This window comes from Bradyrhizobium sp. UFLA05-125, from assembly GCF_059803515.1.
The window spans coordinates 1-22066 of the sequence record NZ_JBANBJ010000110.1 but is presented as its reverse complement, the minus strand read 5'-3'; the positions used below and the strand labels follow the sequence as shown (position 1 = coordinate 22066).

Here is a 22066-nt window from a genome sequence, read left to right as displayed (position 1 = left end):
GCCGCGGTTGCAGTCGCGGCAGGCCATTCCTCTCGGAACACCCCGACAATATCTGATTGCGCTATTACAAGGGTGGGTTAGCCGAAGGCGTAACCCATCATAATCTCACCGCGAGTACGGAGCGCGTGGAAGCCAAGATGGTGGGTTACGCTGCGCTAACCCACCCTACGCAGCCATATCGCGGCGCGCCAACTTCACCATTTCCAACAGCATCGCTTCGCTTGCATCGACCAGCTCCTCCAGCGTGATGCGCAGCGCTCCCTTGCGCCGTGCTGCGCCACTGCGCGCCAGCAGCGGGATGTGGATGAATGCGGCAAGCTTCGGCCCGCCGGCGTTCACGCTCTCGATCGCGCGCCAGCTCAGGTAGTTGCAGAGATAGGCGCCGGCATCGCGCGAGGCCCGCGCGTCGATTCCGGTCAATCGTGCGGCCCGCAGGAGCTTTGCAGTGTGTGCGCCGAACATCATCGCATCCGCGTTCGCCGCGATTGCCCCTTTGCGGGAACGGGTATTGGCGGCATCGGGCCATAGCATGGTGACGGCGTTGCGCGCGCGAGTCTCGATGCGCAGGTATGATGTGCGAGCGGCGAGGCCAAACATCAGAAGCGCATCGGGTCTGACCGTCGCGAGGACCTCCGGCAATTGCCGGTCGACTGCGGCATAGGTTACTGGAAAGATGTGGGTCGCAAGCTCGACGCTGTCGAACGCGGGACGGCGCAGCCGTGACAGCCGCGCGACCAGCGGCTGGGTCGGATTGTAGGGTGCGCCGGGGAACGGACCGAAGCCGGTGAGGAGGACGCGGAGCTTGCCGCTCATTGCAGGAGCTCCATGATGTGCTCGGCGGCGAGTGCCGGCGTGACGCGGCCATCGGCCACCTCGGCCTCGATCTTCTTCACCTTGGTGCGGACGGAGGCCTCGGTGCGCAGCCGCGACAGCATGCGCTGCTCCAGCATCGACCACATCCATTTCACCTGCTGCTCGCGCCGGCGCGCGGCGAAATCGCCCGACGCGTTCATCGCCTTGCGATGATCGAGGATCTTTTGCCAGAGCTCTGCGATGCCGTTGCCGGTCAGCGCCGAATAGGTCACGACCGGCGGATGCCAATGTTCGGAGCGCGGCGCTAGAATGTGTAGTGCGCTGCGATAGTCCGCGGCAGTCATATTGGCACGCTTGAGGTTGTCGCCATCGGCCTTGTTGATCGCGATCATGTCGGCGAGCTCGACCAGACCCTTCTTGATGCCCTGCAATTCGTCGCCGCCGCCCGGCAGCATCAACGCGAGAAAGAAATCGGTCATGTCGCAAACGGCCGTCTCGGACTGGCCGATGCCGACGGTCTCGACCAGCACGACGTCGAAGCCGGCCGCCTCGCAGAGCAGCATGGCCTCGCGCGTCTTGGCGGCGACGCCGCCAAGCGTGCCCGAGGACGGCGATGGGCGAATATAAGCGTGATCGGACGCGGATAGGTGCGCCATCCGGGTCTTGTCGCCGAGGATCGAGCCGCCGCTGCGCGCCGAGGACGGATCGACCGCGAGCACCGCGACCTTATGGTCTTGCGCGATCAGATAAGTGCCGAGCGCATCGATGGTGGTCGACTTGCCGACGCCCGGCGAGCCGGTGATGCCGACGCGAACCGCCTTGCCGGTATCCGGCAGTAGCTGCTGCACCAGCTCGCGCGCAGCTGCCTGATGGTCGCCGCGCCGGCTCTCCACCAGCGTGATGGCGCGGGCGAGCGCCGCACGGCTGCCGGAACGGAGGTCCCGGGCGAGGGCTTTGACGTCGAGCGAAGCCTTCTTCTGAATCATACCCTGCTTTACAACGCGCGGGCGGGACACGCGAGGGCCGGGCCGGGATCAACGCGGCCGGCTTCCCCCTGCTCGACACGTCACGTCTTGGCGAGGCCGGCGGCTTTCATCGCGGCGCCCATCTGGATGTCGGCCTTGTCCATGAAGTCGGCGAACTGGCCGGCATCGCGCCACGCCATGCCGAAGCCGCGATTGGCGACGAAGGCCCTGAACTCCGCGGAATCGAAGATCCTCTTTGCCGTCGTCGTGAGCTTGGCAGCGATCTCCGGAGGCAGGCCCTTCGGTCCGCCGATGCCGCGCCAGCCGCCGGTCGAATAGTCGATCCCCATCGCTTCCTTCAGGGTCGGCACGTCGGGGAAGACGGGGTTGCGGGCAGGTGCCATGATGGCGAGGCTGCGCGCTTTCCCGGCTTCGATCGTCGCGCGGGCCTCGGGCACCGAGCAGGTGGCGAGATCGATGTTGCCAGCTGCGAGATCCTGCATCGCGGGTGCGGCACCGTTCGAAGGCACCCAGGCGACCTGGTTGGCCGGCAGTCCGATCGCCTGCATCCAGCCGACCAATGCGAGATGCCAGATGCCGCCCTGACCGGTACCTGACGCAATGAACTTGCCGGGCGGCGCGTCCTTGATGGCCACGGCCAATTCCTTGGCCGTCCTGTAGGGCGAGGAAGAGGAAACCTGGATGCCTGGCGCGTCCTCGTTCATCATGGCGAGCGGCGTGAAGCTTCGCGGCGTCAGGTCCGTGAGCCCCTGCCAGTGCATCATGGTGAGCTCCACGGTCAGCATGCCGATCGTGTAGCCGTCCGGGGCTGCGGTCGCGATTGCGGTGTGGCCGACGACGCCTGAGCCGCCCACCCGATTGACCACGTTGAAAGGCTGGCCGAGTTCCTTCTCCAGCATTGCCGCGAGAACGCGCGCAGTCGCATCCGTGGCGCCGCCCGCGCCCCACGGCACGATCATTGTCACGGGCCGCGCCGGATAGGTCTGCGCGCGCGCGGACCTCAGTCCAAGAGCGGCGGCAGCGACAGACGATGCCGCAAAGGCGCGGCGCGTGATGGCAGACATGAGCACCTTCCAGCGGCGCCTGTAACGTCGGACGCCCTGTCTATAGCGCCAGTTTTGGCAGCTTTGCAGCAGCGCGGCAAGCCGGCCGGACCAGTTGCGCTGTGAGCAATGCGTCGTTCATGCCGCGACGAATCACTGGCCGTCGTCTTCGTCGCCTTTCGGTCGCGCGCCGCCGAAAATCCGCGCGCCTTCCGGCGTCAAGTAAGGTTTCAGCGTCTCCCACGACGCGAAGGCGACATATTCGCCCTCGGCGTAGGGGCCGACCGCATAGGGCGGATAGTGGAAGGTGAGACCGGAGCTCTTGCCCGCTTCAGTCGAAGGCGCGAGCGTCACGGCGCCGATCTTGAGCAGGCTAGGCTCGACGCCCTTGAACCACTCGTTGGTGGCCGTCTCGCCCGCATCGCGCTTCTTCTTCTCGATTCGCAGCGAGGCGATTACGGCCTTCTGCATCGCCTTCATCGTTGCTCCGTTGTCGGCGGTCTCGGTGAAGAACGGGCGGATCGATATGCGCTTGGCTTGCGCCTTGTCCCACAGGATGGTGTCGACGTCGGAATTCGGATGCGCGCCGTGGGTGTCCATGTAGTCGGCGCGGATCAGGCTGACGTAGCGGTCGGCAACAACCGAGCGGATCGTGTATTTGCGCTCGAAATCCCAGCCGCCGTTCTGGAAGAATTGCGGATCCTGCTTGCGAGAGACGGCGGCATCGGCCGCATTCTTCTCGAGCCACTTCTTGCCCTCGACGAGGCAATCGGCGGCGAGCGCGGGATCGGCCTTGATCTGGTCGTCGAGCAGCACGCGGGCTTCGATGGTCCTGTTCTTGATGATCGCATCGGGCTTGGGATCAGCCGCATGGGAGGGGGTGGCCATGGAGACCGCCGCGACGGCCCAGAGGATTGCGATGGTCTGCATGAGCAGCCCCGCGCGCGTTGTTGCACGATAGTATGTCACGTCAGTACCCATGAATTCATGTTCTCTTCCGGGGCCGCCGGAATGGCCGAGCCCGGACACCTTCGACGGCATAGACTCGGTAAGATGAACCGGTGCGGAACGCTTGATCGATACACCGGATCGTGAAGGTTGGTCGCGGCAAGGCGCCTGCAGGTTCTCGGCCCGAAAGTGCCTGATTGTGCCGAACTATTCCGCCGCCTCGTTGTGCCCCAGCCGGGCGTTGAGCTTGTGGATCAGCTCCTCGGCGGCATCAGCGATCACGGTGCCGGGTGGGAAGATCGCCTCCGCACCTGCTGCATGGAGAGCCTCGTAATCCTGCGGCGGGACCACGCCGCCGACGATGATCATGATGTCCTCGCGACCGTGCTTCTTCAACGCCGCCTTCAGTTCCGGCACAGCGGTGAGGTGGGCGGCGGCCAGTGAGGAGACGCCGAGGATGTGCACGTCGTTCTCGACTGCCTGGCGCGCGGCTTCATCGGCGGTGGCAAATAGCGGCCCGATGTCGACGTCGAAGCCGATATCGGCGAAGGCCGACGCGATCACCTTCTGCCCGCGGTCGTGGCCATCCTGGCCGATCTTGGCGACGAGAATGCGCGGACGGCGGCCTTCCGCCTCCTCGAAGGCGTCGATCAGCGCCTGCACCTTTTCAACCTGGCTGCCCATGGCGGACGCCTCCCGCTTGTAGACGCCGGTGATGGACTTGATCTCGGCGCGGTGGCGACCGAACACCTTTTCCATCGCGTCGGAAATTTCGCCGACCGTTGCTTTCGCGCGGGCCGCGTCGATCGCGAGCGCGAGCAGATTGCCGTTGCCTGCGCCCGCCGAGCGCGTCAACGCGGCGAGCGCGGCTTCGACGTCCTTCTGGTTGCGCTCGGATTTGAGTCGCGTCAGCTTGTCGATCTGCAAGCGCCGGACATTGGTGTTGTCCACTTTAAGGATCTCGATCGGCGCTTCATCTGACGGCTTGTACTTGTTGACGCCGATCACCGCCTGCCTGCCCGCATCGATCCGGGCCTGTGTCTTGGCGGACGCCTCCTCGATGCGCAGCTTCGGCACGCCGGCCTCGATCGCCTTGGCCATGCCGCCGAGCGCCTCGACCTCCTGGATATGGCCCCAGGCCTTCGCAGCGAGATCGCGCGTCAGCCGCTCGACATAATAGGAACCGCCCCAGGGATCGATGATGCGCGCGGTGCCGCTTTCCTGTTGCAGGAAGAGCTGGGTATTGCGCGCGATGCGCGCGGAAAAGTCGGTCGGCAGCGCGAGCGCTTCGTCGAGGGCGTTGGTGTGCAGCGACTGGGTGTGGCCTTGCGTCGCGGCCATCGCCTCCACCGTCGTTCGCATCACGTTGTTGAAGACGTCCTGCGCAGTCAGCGACCAGCCGGAGGTCTGGCAATGCGTACGCAGCGAGAGCGAGCGCGGATCCTTCGGACCAAACGGCTTGAGCAGCTTCGCCCAGAGCAGGCGCGCGGCGCGCATCTTGGCGACTTCCATGAAGAAGTTCATGCCAATCGCCCAGAAGAACGACAGGCGCGGCGCGAAGCGGTCGACGTCGAGCCCTGCAGCGAGACCCGCACGCAGATATTCGACGCCGTCGGCGAGCGTATAGGCAAGCTCGAGGTCCTGGGTCGCGCCGGCCTCCTGCATGTGATAGCCGGAGATCGAGATCGAATTGAATTTCGGCATCTTCTGCGAGGTGTATGCGAAGATGTCGGAGATGATCCGCATCGATGGGCTCGGCGGATAGATGTAGGTGTTGCGCACCATGAACTCTTTCAGAATGTCGTTCTGAATGGTGCCCGACAGCTTCTCCGGCGGCACGCCCTGTTCCTCGGCGGCCACCACGAACAGGGCGAGGATCGGCAGCACCGCGCCGTTCATGGTCATGGACACGCTCATCTGGTCGAGCGGGATGCCCGCGAACAGCGTGCGCATGTCGTAAATGGAATCGATGGCGACTCCGGCCATGCCGACGTCGCCGCCGACGCGCGGATGGTCGGAATCATAACCGCGATGGGTCGCAAGATCGAAGGCGACCGAGAGGCCCTTCTGTCCCGCCGCGAGGTTGCGACGATAGAAGGCGTTGGAATCCTCCGCCGTGGAGAAGCCGGCATACTGCCTGACCGTCCAGGGCTGGTTGACATACATGGTCGGGTAGGGACCGCGCAGGTACGGCGCGATGCCCGGGAACGTCTCCAGAAAATCGACGCCGGCGAGATCGGCTTCGCCATAGGCGCTCTTCACCGGGATGCCCTCGGGGGTCAGCCATGGCTCGGCATTGCCGGTCGGAGCGGCGGTTGTGGTCCGCTCGAAGGCGACATCGGCGAAATTGGGAATGCGGCTCATCTCTTGGAGTCCTCAAAGCTGCGATGGTGCTCGATCAGCCTTTGCACATTTTTCTTGTAGACCGGATCGTCCAATCGGCTCTCAGTCATCACACCAGTTCCGCTCCAGAGCAGCCGCGCGAGCAGCTTTCCGAGCTTTAACTCGGCCAAACCTAGCAACGTCCCTCCGAACAATCGAAGCATGGTATAGCCTATCAGAGTTGCCGCCTCGACATTTCGCCCTCAATCATGATCCGGGTGCTGATAGCTGACGATGGTCGCCATCTTCTCCGGCCCGTAGTTCTGCTGCGTGGTCTGGCTCGGCAGGTTCGCGATTCCGACGACCCAACCGAGCCGGGATTCAGTTCCGTATTGTCGCGTCGGCACCACGTGATCCGGGCGGTCGAACGCGCCGGTCATGATCTCGATCCGCTCGCCGTCGATGCGGCCGAAGCTCAGCGGCGTGCCGCAGGCGGCACAGTAACCGCGCTCGGCGATGGTGGATGAGCGGAAGAACGACGGCCGGCCCTTGGTCCAGGAAAAATCCGTCCTGTTGATCTCCGCGAAGGAGGCGAATGGCGCGCCGCTCGCCTTCTGGCACATCCGGCAATGGCAGATGCTGATCTTGTTCGGCGCGGCCGCCAGCGCGAAGCGGACCGCGCCGCATTGGCAGCCGCCGGTGAGAACGGGTCTGCTCGTCTCCTCGCTCATGCCTGCTCCATCCGTCGATAGGCGTCTTGCAGCATGACCAGTGCATCGGCACCGGCGAAGATGAATCCACTGACGCCGGCTGCGCGCAACGCAGTCTCGTTCTCACCCGGCCGGCCTGCCAGATAGATATGCTTCGTATCAGCGCTTTGCAGGGCCTTGGCGGCGTCTTCTGCATGGGCCACGTAGACCTTGTCGCTGGAACAAACGCAGGCGAGCTCTGCGCCCGACGCCTTGAAGGCGGCAGCAAGCGCTGCCGGATCGGCAAAGCCCTCGCTATCGACGGCCAAGATGCCTCCGGCCTCGAAGAAGCTCTTCGCGAAGGTTGCGCGCGCGGTGAAATCGGCCGCCGTGCCCAGATTGGCCAGAAACACCTTTGGCCGCGCGCCGTCTGCCTTCAGCTTGGCGTCGGACTTGTCCCGCAGCGCCTCGAAAGGTTCCGCAAGGCGGATCGGCGCAAGCGGGTCGAATTTGAACTTTTGCGCGCCGTAAGGCGCAAGCGCGACCGGCGTCGCCGGCAGCACGGCCACATCGTTCTCCTGCAGGTTCGGAAACTCGCTCGCGCCTGTCAGCACGTCGCGGCGCTTTGCAATGTTGGCCGCGCGCGCCTTGCGCGTTGCGGCAACCTTGCCCTGGATCAGGCCTTGCTGAAGCGCGGCGAAGGCGCCGCCGGCTTTTTCGGTTTCCTGGAACAGCGCCCAGGCCGCCTCGCAAAGCTGCGCCGTGAGCGTCTCGATGCCGCCTGCGCCCGCGGCGGGATCGGAGACCTTTGCGAGATTGCTCTCCTCGAGCAGCACCAGCTGCGTGTTACGCGCCACGCGCCGCGCGAATGCGTCGGGAAGCCCAAGCGCCAGCGTGTGCGGCAGCACTGTGACCGCATTGGCGCCGGCAAGGCCTGCGGCGAACGTGGCCATCGTGGCGCGCAGCATGTTCACGTAGGGATCGCGCTGCGTCAGCATGCGCCATGCGGTATCGGCCGCGATGAACAGTGGCTTCGGCGTCAAGCCGCAGGCCTGCTCGATGCGCGCCCACAATAGCCGCAGCGCGCGCAACTTTGCCATGGTCAGGAACTGGTCGGCGTCGGCCGCGAGCCGCGCATAGACCATGCCCTGTGCCTGCTCCAAGGGAGTGCCGGCGCCTTCGATCGCGCGCAAATAGGCGACGCCGCAGGCGAGCACGAAGGCGAGTTCCTGCACCTCCGATCCGCCGGCGTCATGGATCACGCGTCCGTCGGCGGAGGCAAACGGTCCCTTGAAGCCGAGCGCTGCGAGGCCCTTGATCCCAGAGGTCACCGCGGGAACGATCTCCTCCCAGGCGTAGGGACTGTGACCCCAGACGGCGCAGGCCGCGAGTGGATCGAGCCCGAAGCGAATGTCGCAGGCCGCAGGATCGATGCCCTTGCTCTTCACGTATTCCGCAACATGGATCGCCGCCATCCGCGATTGCGGGCCGACCTGAAGCTCGATGCCGATGCCGGCATCGAGGTGAATGTCCTTGAGGACCTTCGCGACAGCATCCGCCGTCGGTTCCAGGCCAAAGCCATGGCTGCCGTTGCCGCCGGCAAATACCAGCGTCAGCCCCGTCGCGCCATTCTCCAGATCGGTGAGCGCCTGCGCATTCGCGAGGACCGCATCGGGATGGTCGATCCGCTGCATCACCTGCCAGGGCGCGGCCGCAGGCCGACCCGCCATGGGCGCGACATCCCTGGCGCGCGGATAGAGGGGATCGATCTTCAGCCCGTCGTAAGTCTTTCCGACGAGCTTTTCGAACGGCGCGCCCTTCAGCACGCCATCGACCAGCTTGCGCCAATCCTCGTAACTCGCCTTGGGGAAGTCCGCGGCCAGCAGCAGATCGTCAGTCACGGCGGTCATTCGGCAGGAAACTCCCGGACATGTTCGTTCGCGTCGTTGGGGGCGAAATTGCCACGGCAGGCAGCCCCTGCAAACGGTTGTTTTTGGTTAACCGGTATCCGAAAGCCGCTCGATTCCTTGTGTTGAGACGCTGGCGAGGCTGTCGCGCACGCGGATGCCGCCGATCACGCGGTCGGCTGCGATTTCGGCGAGCGGCACCAGCACGAAGGCGCGCTCGAACAGGCGCGGGTGCGGCAGCGTCAGCTCCGGCGTTTGCAAGGACACGTCGTCATAAGCGATCAGGTCGAGATCGAGCGTGCGCGGTCCCCAGCGCCGCTCCTTGGCTCGCGTACGGCCAAAGCTCTGCTCGACCCTTTGCAGCACAGACAATAGCTCATGCGGATCGAGGCTCGTCTCGATCTCGATGCAGGCGTTGATGAAAGAGGCCTGGGCCTCGTCGCCCCAGGGCGGGGTGGAGTAGTCGGACGAGCGCGCGATCAGCCTTCCGGGCGCCGTGCCGCAGATATCCGAGATCGCGTCCTTGAACGTCTCGCGGACGTCGCCGACATTGCCGCCGAGCGCGATGATCGCGCTAGCCATGGTTTGGGTGCCGCGAGCGCGTCAGCACCACGCCGACGTCATCGAAGATGGCGGCGATCGGCGCATGCGGCTTGTGCACGGTGACCTTCACCGCACGGATGCGCGAAAAGTGCGACAGGATGGCATCGGCGACCGCGCCGGCCGCGCGCTCCAAAAGCTTGTAGTTGGTGTTCTTGAACGCAGCCGTCGTGGTCGCGACCACGTCGGCATAGGAGACGGTGTCGGCGAGCCGGTCGGTGCGCGAGGATTCCTGGAGATCGGCGTAGAGCTCGAGGTCGATGACGAAGCGCTGGCCGACCTCGGTCTCATGCTCCATCACGCCGTGGCGGGCATGGATCACGAGGCCGGTGACGAAGATCGTATCGGTCATTGCTTGCTCTCGATGGCGGTGGCGACCCGCAGGGCTTGCAGGGTCTCGGCGACGTCATGGGTGCGGATGATCCGTGCGCCGCGCCGCGCGGCGATGAGATGGGCGGCGATCGAACCGCCGAGCCGCTGCTGCGGCTCCGACGGCGATACGGATGCGATGAAGCGCTTGCGCGAGGCGCCGACCAGCACCGGCAGGCCGAGGACGCTGAGCTCGTTGAGGCGCGCCAGCGCCGTCATGCTCTGCTCCGGCGTCTTGCCGAAGCCGATGCCGGGGTCGAGCACGATGTGGCCCTCGGCGATGCCTGCCTTCGCCGCGATGGCGAGGGAGCGCTGGAAGAACGCGATCATGTCCTGCATGATGTCGATGGCGGGGTCGACGCTATCGCGGTTGTGCATCACGATGACAGGGACTTTTTTCGTCGCTACTACCGCCGCCATGCCGGCATCGCGCTGCAGGCCCCAGACGTCGTTGGCGATCGCGGCACCCTGGTCCAGTGCGAAAGCCACGACCTCCGACTTCATGCTGTCGATCGAGACCGGCACACCGAGTGCGACCACTTCCGCCAGTACCGGCATCAGCCGTTGTAGTTCCTCCTCCGCCGTAACCGGCTGGGCGCCCTTGTAGGGTCGGGTGGATTCGGCGCCGATGTCGATGATGTCGGCGCCATCGGCGATCATGGTGCGCGCCCGCGCCAGGGCCTCGTCGGGCGCGATGAATTGCCCGCCGTCAGAGAAGGAATCCGGTGTGACGTTGAGCACGCCCATCACGGCCGGGACCGGCCTGGCCAGCAGCGTTCGCAGCCATGCGGCCGTGGACGGGGCAGGGTGCGAGGGCAAGGCGCTCATGCGGTCGCTTTGCGCGGTCGGGGCCGACGAGTCAAGACGGGAAGGGGAGCGCGGACACGCTGTGCCGGATGCCGCCACACTCTCAGTGTCATCGCCCGACTCGATCCGGCGATCCAGTACGCCGCGCCGGCTGTGATGAATCTCGATGTCTGGAATACTAGATGCGCCGGTCAAGCCGGGCATGACAGCCGCGTGTAGCTGTGGCGGAGCTGAGCGTCTAATACGAAATCTTCGGCGGCAGCTTGCGGGCCTTGGCGATGAGGTCGCCGACGGACTTCTCCGACGGCAGCACGCGAACCAATTTCCGCTTCTCGTTCACCGCGCGCATGTTCTGCGCCAGCCGCGACGGGTTGCGATAGGCGAGCTCGCGGACGGTGGTGACGCCGGCGGCGCGGACGAGGTTGACCTTGGCCTTGCCCATGCCGGGAATGCGCATGTAGTCGGAGACGTTGGCCCATTCCAGGAGCTGCTGCTCGCTGATGCCGGTCCTGGCGGAGAGCGCCTTGCGGCCCTTCAAGGTGCTGGCAGCTTCGAGCAGCGCGACGGTGGTGCGAATGCCCTGCGCCTTCAGCTTGCTGGCGGCGAAAGCCGATAGGCCCTCAATCTCGGAGATGGGATATGTCATGGTACTCGATGTGAAGTGCGAAAGCCTCAGGCGAACTGGCCGAGGCCCGGCGTCCCCGCAATGATCTTGCCCATCTCATCCGCTCCGATTTTGTCTCGACCGAAGCGAAAAAGTTCACGAGCGATCATTTGAATGTCGGACATGCCAAGCCCAAGGCCCATCAGCCGGGTACCGACGGCCATCAGGCCGCCGCCCATCAGGCGTGACAGGCCGCCGCCGCTTTGCGACGCGGCAATCGCGGCTTCGGCACCGGGAATGTGGTCGATCAGAGCCTGGACGCCGTCGGAAGGGCCTTCATTGCGCAGGAAGCCAAGGACAATGCCGATGGTTTTTTCAGCGACAGCACTATCGATGCCGGCGTTTGTCGCCAGCCGCCCGATCAGCTCGTCCATCTTGCCTGCCCCCCAGCCGGTTCAAGTCCGGAGTCTTGCTTCTCAAAATGATCTTGAGCCGGCGCGTTAAGAATTACAAGCGACGAACGCACGCGCGGCGACGAATCGCGCGGGGAGTGTTGCAGCCATGCAAGAGCAAATGATGGAATCCACGAAAAATTGCCGCGGTGCGAACGTATCGTTTCGACTTTTGGCGAAGAGACACACACCTTATCTCTCACGATGTCGCATATGCGCGCCTCACGAGATGCGTTGACCCGTTCAATCGGCACCTAACTTACGTTAAACTACGGAACCAAAAGTTCGCATTCCCTACCAAGGCAAACAGTAATGGCGACACAAGACATCGAGCCCGGCGATACCAGCGACAAGATCTTCGTCGGCAAGGGAGACGAGACTGCCTGGCTGACGCTTGCGCTCGCCAATCGCCACGGCCTCGTCACCGGTGCAACCGGAACCGGCAAGACGGTGTCGTTGCAAGTGATGGCAGAAGGATTTGCGCGTGCAGGTGTCCCGGTCTTCGCCGCTGATATCAAGGGCGACCTTTCGGGCATCTCCGAGGTGGGAGAGGCCAAGGATTTCATCGTCAAGCGCGCCGCTGACATGGGGCTGACGTTCCAGCCCGACCAGTTCTCGACGGTGTTCTGGGACGTGTTCGGCGAGCAAGGTCATCCCGTGCGTGCAACCGTCACCGAGATGGGCCCGCTTCTCTTGGCTCGCATGCTGGACCTCAATGACGTGCAGGAGGGCGTCCTCAACGTCGCCTTCCGCGTCGCCGACGACAACGGCCTGACCTTGATCGACATGAAGGACCTGCGGGCGCTGCTCGACGCCATCGTGCCCGACACCAGCAAGAAGGGGCCGGATGCCGGAGAAGATCCGCTGGCGCCAATCCGCAAAGCTGCCCAAGGTTTCGGCAACGTCACCAAGGCAACCGTCGGGACCATCCAGCGCCAGCTCCTGGTGTTGGAGAACCAGGGCGGCGCGAAATTCTTCGGCGAGCCGGCACTGACGCTGAAGGACTTCATGAAGACCGATCGCGACGGCCGCGGCATGATCAACATCCTGGTCGCCGACAAGCTGCTCCAAAGCCCGCGGCTTTACGCGACATTCCTGCTGTGGATGCTGTCGGAGCTGTTCGAGGAGCTGCCCGAGGCGGGCGATCTGCCCAAGCCAAAGCTGGTGTTCTTCTTCGACGAGGCGCACCTTCTGTTCAACGATGCGCCCAAGGCGCTGATGGACAAGATTGAGCAGGTGGTTCGCCTGATCCGCTCCAAGGGCGTCGGCGTCTATTTCGTCACGCAAAACCCGATCGACGTGCCCGATCGGGTGCTGGGGCAGCTCGGCAACCGCGTGCAGCACGCGCTGCGCGCCTTCACCCCGCGCGACCAGAAGGCGGTCGCGGCCGCCGCGCAGACCTTCCGGCCCAATCCGAAACTCGACACCGCCAAGGTGATCATGGAGCTTGGCAAGGGCGAGGCGCTAGTCTCCTTCCTCGAAGGCAATGGCACGCCGTCGATGGTCGAGCGCGTGATGATCCGTCCGCCCTCGGCGCGGATCGGGCCGATCACGCCGGAGGAGCGCAAGGCGATCATGGATGCAAGCCCGGTGAAGGGCAAATACGACACCGCGATCGATTCCGAATCCGCCTATGAGATCCTGCAAAAGCGCATTGCCGGCACCGCGGCGACCGCGGACGGTTCTGCGAACGGCGGTGGAGGCGGCATCCTCGGCCAGATCGGCTCGATCGTCGGCACCATCTTCGGCACCAATACAGGGCGCAGCCGGCTCACCACCGGCCAGCGCGTCGTGCGCGACGTGACGCGCACGGTCACAAATCAGGTGGTCGGCGGCGTCGTCGCCGATCTCGGCAAGTCTGTCGGCGGCCAGCTCGGCGGCTCGGTCGGCCGCGCTTTGGTGCGCGGCGCGCTGGGCGGATTGCTGCGTCGGTAGGCAGGGACTTTTGTCGAAACGGTTTTCTGTGTAGCCGTAGCTCTCCTCGCCCAGTTTGCGGGGAGAGGAGGGAGCCTACTTGCAGCTGGAGTTTTCATCCACATCTATCGAACGTTTTTGTTTGGCTTCAGATTGAAGGCATTGTGACCGCCACCCATTCCCCCACCAAACCCGGCGCGCTCAGGTCTTCGTCGTTGCGCGCCCCGCTCGATTTGCTCTTCCTCTTCTGCTGCGTCCTCTTGACCGCCGACGTGCTCGTTCCCGAAATATTCGGTCACGGCAAGACCAAGGATTATGCGCTTTGGTACTGGGCGGGCGAGCAGGTACTACAGGGTGGGGCGCTCTATCCTGACGTCACACAGATGTTTGCTTATATCTACCCACCGCTGCCGGCGATCCTGCTCGCGATCCCGAGCTGGTTCGGCAAGATCCCACTCTATGTCGTGCTGTCGATCCTGAACGCGGTAGCGTGGTGGTACACAGGAATTCTCTCGAATGCCATGACCGGCTCCGGACACACGCCCGGTCGCTGGCTGGAGGCGCTGCCCGCCTTCGTCACCATCACCTTCGTGTTCGACATGTTCGACCTCGGCCAGCCGAACCTGCTTCTGCTGGCGATGATGCTCTACGGCTTCTGGAGCCTCCAGCACCAGCGGTCCTGGCTCGCCGGCTTCATGTTCGCGCTCGCCACCGCCATCAAGGTTTTTCCGGTTGCGGTGCTGCCTTATCTGGTTTGGCGCCGGCAGTGGGCGGCCGTCGCGAGCACGATCGCTTGCACCGGCATCCTTCTCTTCGTGGTGCCGGCGCCGATCCGCGGCTTCGACCACAACGTCAACGAGCTCAAGACCTGGTACCAGGCTATGGTCGGCTCGAGCTCGGAAAAGGGATTTGGCAAGCGCGACGAGCAGAACTGGTCGTGGGTCAACCAGTCGATCATTGCGGTGACGCACCGGCTGGTGCGGCCGGTCAACTGGAATCAGGACGATCCAAGCAAGCCGCCACGCACGATGAATGTGATCGACGTCGAATACCAAACTGCGAACTGGATCGTGCTCGCGGTGTCGGCGGCGCTCGGGCTCGGCTTCCTCGCTGTGATGCCTGCGCAGCGGCGGCGAACCGAACGGTCGGACGCCGAGGAGCTCGGCATCCTGTTCTGCCTGATGACGGTGGCCTCGCCCCTGGCGCGACAATATTACTTCATGTGGCTGTTCTTCCCGATAACGGTGCTGATGCATCGCGCCGCCTTCGACGAGCGCCTCCGCGTGCGGCTGGGAACCTGGCTCGCGCTGGCGGCGGCAGGCATCCTCATGCTGCTGTCGCTGCCGCCGTTTCCCCTGGTTTTGCAGGCCTGGGGCAACAACCTCGCCGCTACCGCCGTTCTTGCGGGCGCGCTGGTCTGGCACATCAGGCATCCGCCAGATGCGTCTGGCTCGAAAGCTGCGGCGGAGCTAAAAGCAGCAGCGCCTTGAGTCATCGCAAGTCAGGAACGAGAACAATGTCCAATGCACAGCTCCAGTCCGTGCTCGATCACATCGACAAGGATTTCGACAACAGCCTGACGCGCCTGTTCGCGCTGCTGCGCATCAAGTCGATCTCGGCCGATCCGGCCTTTGCCAATGATTGCAAGGCGGCGGCCGAGCATCTCGCCAAGGATATCGCAAGCCTCGGCGTTGCAACCGAAGTCAGGCCGACCGCGGGCCATCCCGCCGTCGTCGGCAAGAGCAAGGCGAGCGGACGTCCGCACGTGCTGTTCTATGGACACTACGACGTGCAGCCGGTCGATCCGCTGGATCTCTGGCACCGCCCGCCATTCGAGCCCGTTGTCACCGATCATGCCGACGGCCGCAAGATCATCGTCGCGCGCGGCGCCGAGGACGACAAGGGGCAGGTGATGACCTTCGTCGAGGCCTGCCGCGCCTGGAAGGCGGTGACGGGCTCGCTGCCGATTGACGTCACCTTCCTCATCGAAGGCGAGGAGGAGGTGGGCTCGAAGAACTTTGTGCCGTTCATCGAAGCCAACAAGGACGAGTTCAAAGCCGACTATGTGCTGGTCTGCGACACTGGCATGTGGGATCGGAACACGCCGGCGATCACGACGTCACTGCGCGGCCTGCTCTATGAAGAGGTCAAGATCACCGCCGCCAACCGCGATCTGCATTCCGGCGTGTTCGGCGGCGCGGCGATGAACCCGATCCGCGTGCTCACCAAAATCCTCGGCGGGCTGTTCGACGATGACGGTCACATCACGATTCCCAGTTTCTATGACGGGGTGAAGGACCTGCCCGCCGATATCCTGGAGCAGTGGAAGAAGCTCAATCTGACGCCGGAGACGTTCCTCAAGCCGATCGGTCTGTCGATCCCGGCTGGCGAAAAGGGACGGCTGCTGATCGAGCAGGCCTCCTCGCGCCCGACCTGTGACGTCAACGGCATCTGGGGCGGCTACATTGGCGAAGGCTCCAAGACGGTGATCCCGTCACATGCATCCGCAAAAGTCTCGTTCCGACTGGTCGAAGGGCAGGATCCCGCGAGGATCCGCAAGGCCTTCCGTGACTATGTGTCGGCGCGCATTCCGGACGACTGCAAGGTCGAGTTCGGCGACCATTCGGCGGCCCCCGCGATCGCGCTCGACTGGAACATGAAGCCGCTCGCCGCCGCCAAGAAGGCGCTGACGGACGAATGGGGCAAGGAGACCGTGCTGATGGGCTCGGGCGCCTCGATCCCGATCGTCGCCGATTTCAAGCGCACGCTTGGGCTGGACTCGCTGCTCGTCGGCTTCGGCCTGGACGACGACAACATCCATTCGCCGAACGAGAAGTACGATCTGCAGAGCTTCCAGAAGGGCATCCGCTCCTGGGCCCGCATCCTCGCCGCGCTGGCGGAGGTGAAGTGACCGCGTAGCGGTCATTCCGGGGCGCCTCGAAGAGGCGAACCCGGAATCTGGAGCTGCGTAGGGTGGGCAAAGGCGCATTTGCGTCGTGCCCACCATCCCTCCAGAATTTGCGACAGAAGAGGTGGGCACGCTTCGCTCTGCCCACCCTACGAAGGCGTACCAAAATAAAAACGCCGCCCGGAATTGGGCGGCGTTTCATTCCAAAACGTGCAGAGGTCGTTCGCAGAAGATCCTACACGAATCCTCGCGAATCTCAAGTCCGGTAGCCCGGATTGACGCGGTCGAGCTTGCGCAGCAGAGGCGGCCACACCAGGTTGGTGGCGCGGAGCTCGGCGCGATCGCGGTTCGACAAGAGCTCGGTGTTCTTCTCGATCGCGATCTCCTCGACCGGGTAGACCGGCGTGCCGAGCGCACGGGTGCGCACCTGCATCGAGCAGGCGCGCTCGAGGTGATACATGCGCTCGAACGCGGAGGCGACCGAGCGGCCGACGGTCAGCGTGCCGTGATTGCGCAGTAGCATGTGGTTGTGGTCGCCGAGGTCCTTCTGGAGCCGCGGCCGTTCCTCGTGATCCAGCGCGATGCCTTCATAGTCGTGATAGGCGAGATCGTGCGTGACGAGCTGCGCGGTCTGGTTCAGCGGCAACAATCCTTCCGCGCTGCTCGACACCGCGGTGCCGTCGAGCGTGTGGAGATGCAGCACGCAGATCGCGTCCTCGCGTACCTCGTGGATCGCCGAATGGATGGTGAAGCCGGCGGGGTTGATGCTGTAGTCGCTATCGGTGAGCTGGTTGCCGTGCAGGTCGACCTTGACCAGGCTCGATGCGGTGATCTCGTCGAACATCAGCCCGTAGGGGTTGATGAGGAAGTGATGCTCGGGGCCAGGCACGCGGGCGGAGATGTGGGTGTCGACCAGGTCGTCCCAACCGTAGAGGGCGACGAGGCGATAGCAGGCGGCGAGATTGACCCGCTGTTGCCACTCGGCCTCCGTCATGTTCGACGGCACGTCCTTCAGGCGCGCTTCCGCTGGCGACATGGCAAAATCTCCGAACCTCGTTGTTGCGGGGCGGGAGCCTAGTCCTGCGAGGAAGTCGCAGCAAGGCGCGCGATGCGCAGCAGTCAAGCGTAACCCGCATGGAGCGGCTTGTCCGCCGTAGCTCGAAGAGCGAAGGCGGAAGCGCAATGCGGGGAGTCGCCAATCCCGGATTTCGCTTCGCTCCGTCCGGGCTCAGGTCAGGAAAGAAATATCAAGGCGCCGGGATCGACAGCAGGCTTGAAATGCTGCGGCCGCGGATGTCGTAGACGCGGGCGAAGACCACGTCGTCGCGCTTGATCTCGACCATGACCGGCGCGGTGAGGCCCTTGCAGTAGAACTCGCCGAGCGTCATGGCGAAGTCTGCAGCGTTGGAATCCCAGCCGATGGTGAAGTCGGGACCGAGCGCCACTTGCGCCGGCCGCTGCGGGCCGCACACCGCGACCTTCCATTTGCGATTGCGCGGCGGGATTTCCTGGCGCTCGATGAGCTGCTCGCGCAACTCGTCGGAGGCCTGCTTCAGGGCAAGACCCCAATAGTCCAGCATGAAGCGGTCGTCGGCGGCGCGCACGGTGCCGGCGATGTGGTTGAAGTGCGTGTATTGATAAGGATGTAGCCGGATCATCTCGGCGAGCGGCAGCGCGAGGCCGAAGCAGAAGGTAGCGAGCACGACGGGCTGCCAGGCGCGGTGATTGGTCCGCAGACGCTCCATGGTCCAGGCAAGGGCGACGCCGCCCAGGACGGCCATCGGCGGAATGACGAAGACGAAGTGGCGGATGCCGTTGTAGAGTGCCGGCCGCTTTACCATCGCGATCACGAGCGGCAGCGTGGCTGCGAGCGTCAGCATCAACAGGATGGTCTTGCGTCGGGCCGGAACCTCGCGGCGTGGCAGGATAGTCATGGTGCCGGTGACGGCGCCGATCATCAGCACGAGCATCACTTCGGGCAGTTGCAGCGCGAACAATGTCGGCAGATAGGACCAGGGCATGTCGGGCACGGACACCAGCGCGCCGTCGAACATCTCCTTCCAGGGCTTCTCGAAGAAATGCGAGAAGTAGGTCAGCGCCTGGAACGGATTGCCGGGCTCCATGATTGACCACGGCCAGATCAGGCCCATGATGAGATAGCCGAGCACCAGGCCGGGCAGCAGCACGTAGACGACATGGGCGAAGCGGCGGATCGCTTCGCGGGGGCCTTCGACGCGCAGCTCTTCCAGAAACAGCGGCGTGAAACCGATCATCGCATAGACGAGCGAAAGGCCCCCGAGAATGCGCGTGCCGATCGAGAGGCCGGCGCCGAGGCCGACGATCAGAATGGTGCGCGGCGAGGGCTGCGGATATTCCTCGGCCAGTCGTACCAGGCCGAGCATCAGGATAATCATCGCCACCGCGAACGGCGCATCCTTCGGGTTCATGAACATGTGCCCGTAGAAGATCGGGCAGAGCGCGAGCAGCAGGAGTGCTGCAAGGCCGGCGAGCGGTCCGCCGACGCGGCGAGCGAGCCGCCAGGTCACCGCAAGCCCGATCACGCCGACGACGGCGCCGACGAGACGACGCGTCTCGAACAACTCGAGCGGCATGACCTTGTGCAGAAGCGCCGCGACCATGTCGAAGCCGCCGCCATACATGTAGAGATTGGCGAAGGAGAGCGCCGCGGTGTCCTTGAAGCCCGACCCGAACATGCGCAGCAAGAGGTCGGCATATTCGGCGTGGGTATAGTCGTCCCAGCCAAGCCCGTAGTCGCGGAAGGTCAGCCCCGCGATAACCGCGACTGCCGCCAGCACCAGCATGGCAAGGTCGTCGCAAGTCCGCTCAATCGAGCGCCCCAGAGGCGTATCGATCGCCGAAGTGGTGATGGATGTCATGGCAGTCGGTGACCCGGAATCCCCTCTCGGCCGTGCCGGCGCGCATGGCTCTTTTTCCCGGGAACCCTATAGCGCAGTTCCATTTCCAAGTAATTGCGCATTATGGCTAAATTCCTGATGCAACGCAGCAATTTCGAATTCCTGGAGCTTTGCTAGAGCTAGCGAAGTATTGCTGAAGGGAATGTGAATAAGTCTCTGATTTCGCTATTTTAAGGAACGGCTATGGCAATTGGCCGTTGGCGAGGCGTGCGGTATGACGGTATCGTGGCGTAGGTGGTGTCGCGCGCTCATGCGCGGCCGGGGGTGAATTCGATGACGCTGGCAATGCTGATCGCGGGGATTTTCGCCTTTGTGGCGGGTCTCCTCACGGTCCTTTGGGGCATCTCGCTCAAGGAATTCAGTCTCGGTAGTACCCTCATACTCAGCGGGACCATTGGCGTCTGCTCCGGGATGTTACTGATGGCCCTGTACGCCGTCGTCCAGGAGCTGAAGGGCATCTCCCGCAGGCTTGCCGCAACGACAGCACTGTCCGAGGTTCGGGTCAGGCCGGTGCTGCCGCCCGGCCTTGCGACGGCGGGCGTGCCTGGGCCGGAAGCGGTTCCTGCCGAGGCCGGCAAGGCCGAGCCGCCGATGCCGGTGTCTCCGGCTGCGCCGCCCCCTTGGCTGGATGAAGCAGCGGCGCGTACGCGCGCCGAAGTGCCGCCGGTGCCGGAAGCGCCTGAAGCACCGCGCCGGCGCAATCTCTTGTTCGCTTCGACCTCGCGCAAGGAGCGCGAGCGCGCGCAGGCCAAGGCCTCCGAGGCCGCACCGGGTGAGGAGCATCCGACACCCGAGCCTGCCGAACCGCCGCCGGCAAGCTTCGACGATGCCTGGCCGAAGCCCGAACGGATGCGGCCGCCAGAGGCAACGCCGCCGCGCCGACCGCCGCGTGCAACCTCGACCTTTTCGGAAGCTGCGCCGCCGCCGGCACCTGAGCCGCGTCCGGCGCCACCGGCCGAGCAGCCGGCCGTCACCGTGCTCAAATCTGGCGTGGTCGACGGGATGGCCTATTCGCTCTATTCCGACGGCTCGATCGAGGCGCAGATGCCTGAAGGCATGATGCGCTTCGCCTCGATCGACGAGCTGCGCACGCATCTCGACCAGCGGTCCTGAGGTCCATCCGTGTCAGAAGCTGCGGGTAAAAACTTCATCGAGCTGACGGCGAACATCGTCTCGGCGTATGTCAGTAACAATCCGACGCCGGCGGCAGAGATTCCGAACCTGATCAGCCAGGTGCATGGCGCGCTGGTGCGGGTCTCTTCGGGGCGGAACGAGGCGCCGCTCGAGCCGGCAAAGCCCGCGGTATCGCTGAAGAAGTCGATCGCGCCGGACTATCTCGTGTGCCTCGAGGACGGCAAGCGCTTCAAGTCGCTGAAGCGCCATCTGCGCACCCAGTACAGCATGACGCCCGAGCAATATCGCGAGAAATGGGGTCTGCCGGCCGACTATCCCATGGTCGCGCCGAACTATGCGGTGGCGCGCTCGCAATTGGCGAAGAAGATGGGGTTGGGGCAGCAGCAGAGAAAACGCAAATAGCGTTCCGTCACGAGGCTTCCGCGAGCGCCTCGCGCGCATCGGTGCGGATGCGTTCCACCATCGAGCGCAGGCCGTTGGAGCGCTGTGGCGTCAGATGGTCTCGAAAGCCGAACTCGTCGAACACCGCGAGCGCGTCGGTGGAAAGAATTTCCTGCGGCGTGCGGTTGGAATAGAGCGAAAGCAGGATCGCGACCAGCCCGCGCACGATATGGGCGTCGCTATCGCCGCGATACTTCAGGACCGGCGTGCCATTCCCGCGATCGATCCGCTTGGACAGCCAGACCTGGCTGACGCAGCCCTGCACCTTGTTGTCGGCGGAGTGTTCCGCCTCCGGCATCGGTTCCAGGGAGCGGCCGAGCTCGATGACGTACCGGTAGCGGTCGTCCCACTCGTCCAGAATCTCGAAATTATCCCTGATTTCGTCGATCGTCGTCATGATGGCCCGCGTGTGATCTCACGGCCAATATAGGGACGCAAGGACGCGAAATCGATAGGGTTTGGGCGCTAATTCGCCGTTTCCGGCCCGCGCCATTCGAGCGCCAGGTCGTCCTGGGTCAGGGTGTCGCGCTGTGCCGGAGTGGGGTCGAGATCGGCTTCAGCCATGCTGCCGATCGAGCCGGTGTGGTCCGGCGCCTTCTTGTCATTCTTGTTGTCATTCTTGCCGTTGGTGATCTGCTCCTTCTTGTCATTGATGATCTGGTAGAGCTTGCGCGCTCCGTCCTGCGCCCGCTGGCCGATGATGGTCGCGGCCTGTCCGCCGACTTCGCAGGCCGCCGGCTGCCGCTTGCAGAACTGGCTCATGTCGGAGACGGCCGCGGTCGCAGCCGAAACTGCCTCGGCGGCGCCGACCTGCGGCAGCTTCTCCGATTCGGGAGTCTTGTCTCGCGGCAGGAGTACCAGCACCAGCCCGAGCCAGAATGTGATGCGGAGCAGAAAGCGCATCTTGCGACCTGTGTGTTAGATCCAGCCGGCGGCACCCCCGCGGGCCTTCGACCTAGCAACTCTCGATAAATCGCAAGTGATTGCGTTGAGCTTAATTCGGCGAAAATATGTGTGGGATTTGAACGAATCGAAAGCCTCGTAAATTTTCGATTGATGCAGGCTCGCGATCGCCGGTTGGCGCCCTTGCACCAATTCGAAACCATAAGGCGGAGGATGCGGAAACCCCGCGTTCACCATCCGCGCGAATGAAACCGTCAAATCGCGTAAAATTCCTCGCAATCACACGGTGT

General features: G+C 64.2%; 22 protein-coding genes. 5 read left to right on the top strand and 17 right to left on the bottom strand.

Features of this window, described 5'->3' with window-relative positions:
- Positions 1-165: 165 nt before the first annotated feature.
- The 13 genes from SO156_RS43175 to SO156_RS43115 form a co-directional block, all read right to left on the bottom strand.
- A complete protein-coding gene (locus tag SO156_RS43175) occupies positions 166-813 on the bottom strand; it encodes a pyroglutamyl-peptidase I (protein WP_498539085.1) in 648 nt (215 codons plus the stop codon).
- A complete protein-coding gene (gene meaB, locus SO156_RS43170; protein ID WP_498539084.1) occupies positions 810-1799 on the bottom strand; it encodes a methylmalonyl Co-A mutase-associated GTPase MeaB in 990 nt (329 codons plus the stop codon). Before meaB ends, SO156_RS43175 begins: the two co-directional genes overlap by 4 nt.
- A gap of 80 nt (positions 1800-1879) precedes the next feature.
- Positions 1880-2863 carry a tripartite tricarboxylate transporter substrate binding protein gene (locus tag SO156_RS43165; RefSeq protein WP_498539083.1) on the bottom strand — a complete coding sequence of 328 codons (984 nt, stop codon included), beginning with the start codon at positions 2861-2863 and terminating at the stop codon, positions 1880-1882.
- Positions 2864-2995: 132 nt separating this feature from the next.
- Positions 2996-3772: an RsiV family protein gene (locus SO156_RS43160; protein WP_498539087.1), complete on the bottom strand. Its 777-nt coding sequence runs from the start codon at positions 3770-3772 to the stop codon at positions 2996-2998.
- A gap of 225 nt (positions 3773-3997) precedes the next feature.
- Positions 3998-6154, bottom strand: a complete 2157-nt coding sequence (gene scpA, locus SO156_RS43155) for a methylmalonyl-CoA mutase (protein ID WP_498539082.1) — start codon at positions 6152-6154, stop codon at positions 3998-4000.
- Positions 6151-6336, bottom strand: coding sequence for a hypothetical protein (locus SO156_RS43150; RefSeq protein WP_498539081.1), 186 nt, complete (start codon positions 6334-6336; stop codon positions 6151-6153). The genes scpA and SO156_RS43150 overlap by 4 nt, the downstream gene beginning before the upstream one ends.
- Before the next feature lie 39 nt (positions 6337-6375).
- Positions 6376-6843: a GFA family protein gene (locus SO156_RS43145; RefSeq protein WP_498539080.1), complete on the bottom strand. Its 468-nt coding sequence runs from the start codon at positions 6841-6843 to the stop codon at positions 6376-6378.
- Positions 6840-8711: a methylmalonyl-CoA mutase family protein gene (locus tag SO156_RS43140; RefSeq protein WP_498539079.1), complete on the bottom strand. Its 1872-nt coding sequence runs from the start codon at positions 8709-8711 to the stop codon at positions 6840-6842. Before SO156_RS43140 ends, SO156_RS43145 begins: the two co-directional genes overlap by 4 nt.
- An 87-nt stretch (positions 8712-8798) precedes the next feature.
- Positions 8799-9290 carry a 2-amino-4-hydroxy-6-hydroxymethyldihydropteridine diphosphokinase gene (gene folK / locus SO156_RS43135; RefSeq protein WP_498539078.1) on the bottom strand — a complete coding sequence of 164 codons (492 nt, stop codon included), beginning with the start codon at positions 9288-9290 and terminating at the stop codon, positions 8799-8801.
- Positions 9283-9660: a dihydroneopterin aldolase gene (folB, locus tag SO156_RS43130; RefSeq protein ID WP_458146995.1), complete on the bottom strand. Its 378-nt coding sequence runs from the start codon at positions 9658-9660 to the stop codon at positions 9283-9285. Before folB ends, folK begins: the two co-directional genes overlap by 8 nt.
- On the bottom strand, positions 9657-10505 hold the full coding sequence (folP, locus tag SO156_RS43125; RefSeq protein ID WP_498539086.1) for a dihydropteroate synthase: 849 nt from the start codon (positions 10503-10505) through the stop codon (positions 9657-9659). Before folP ends, folB begins: the two co-directional genes overlap by 4 nt.
- 217 nt (positions 10506-10722) lie before the next feature.
- The gene (locus tag SO156_RS43120) at positions 10723-11130 is read right to left on the bottom strand and encodes a DUF4332 domain-containing protein (protein WP_027528140.1); all 408 of its coding nucleotides are present in this window, start codon (positions 11128-11130) and stop codon (positions 10723-10725) included.
- A 26-nt stretch (positions 11131-11156) separates the two neighbouring features.
- Positions 11157-11522, bottom strand: coding sequence for a DUF2267 domain-containing protein (locus SO156_RS43115; RefSeq protein ID WP_458146992.1), 366 nt, complete (start codon positions 11520-11522; stop codon positions 11157-11159).
- 330 nt (positions 11523-11852) lie between these two features.
- On the opposite strand from SO156_RS43115, the gene SO156_RS43110 reads away from it, so the two are divergent.
- The 3 genes from SO156_RS43110 (at position 11853) to SO156_RS43100 (ending at position 16365) form a co-directional block, all read left to right on the top strand.
- Positions 11853-13475, top strand: a complete 1623-nt coding sequence (locus tag SO156_RS43110) for a helicase HerA-like domain-containing protein (protein ID WP_498539077.1) — start codon at positions 11853-11855, stop codon at positions 13473-13475.
- 143 nt (positions 13476-13618) lie between these two features.
- Entirely contained in the window at positions 13619-14944 is a 1326-nt protein-coding gene (locus SO156_RS43105) for a glycosyltransferase family 87 protein (RefSeq protein ID WP_498539076.1), read from the top strand.
- Positions 14945-14970: 26 nt separating this feature from the next.
- Positions 14971-16365 (top strand): M20/M25/M40 family metallo-hydrolase, encoded by a 1395-nt coding sequence (locus SO156_RS43100; RefSeq protein WP_498539075.1) that lies wholly within the window; start codon positions 14971-14973, stop codon positions 16363-16365.
- Between the two features lie 253 nt (positions 16366-16618).
- Here SO156_RS43100 and SO156_RS43095 read toward each other — a convergent pair whose 3' ends face one another.
- Positions 16619-17398 (bottom strand): class II aldolase/adducin family protein, encoded by a 780-nt coding sequence (locus SO156_RS43095; RefSeq protein ID WP_498539074.1) that lies wholly within the window; start codon positions 17396-17398, stop codon positions 16619-16621.
- A gap of 211 nt (positions 17399-17609) precedes the next feature.
- Positions 17610-19259: a glycosyltransferase family 39 protein gene (locus SO156_RS43090; protein WP_498539073.1), complete on the bottom strand. Its 1650-nt coding sequence runs from the start codon at positions 19257-19259 to the stop codon at positions 17610-17612.
- 312 nt (positions 19260-19571) lie between these two features.
- Here SO156_RS43090 and SO156_RS43085 point away from each other — a divergent pair, with 312 nt between their 5' ends.
- Together SO156_RS43085 and SO156_RS43080 are read left to right on the top strand one after the other, a co-directional pair.
- Positions 19572-20411: a DUF308 domain-containing protein gene (locus SO156_RS43085; protein ID WP_498539072.1), complete on the top strand. Its 840-nt coding sequence runs from the start codon at positions 19572-19574 to the stop codon at positions 20409-20411.
- A gap of 9 nt (positions 20412-20420) precedes the next feature.
- Positions 20421-20834, top strand: a complete 414-nt coding sequence (locus SO156_RS43080; RefSeq protein ID WP_458146985.1) for a Ros/MucR family transcriptional regulator — start codon at positions 20421-20423, stop codon at positions 20832-20834.
- Between the two features lie 7 nt (positions 20835-20841).
- On the opposite strand, the gene SO156_RS43075 is transcribed toward SO156_RS43080, so the two are convergent.
- Entirely contained in the window at positions 20842-21270 is a 429-nt protein-coding gene (locus tag SO156_RS43075) for a SufE family protein (RefSeq protein ID WP_458146984.1), read from the bottom strand.
- 68 nt (positions 21271-21338) lie between these two features.
- Positions 21339-21776, bottom strand: a complete 438-nt coding sequence (locus SO156_RS43070) for a DUF5330 domain-containing protein (RefSeq protein WP_498539071.1) — start codon at positions 21774-21776, stop codon at positions 21339-21341.
- Positions 21777-22066 lie beyond the last annotated feature (290 nt).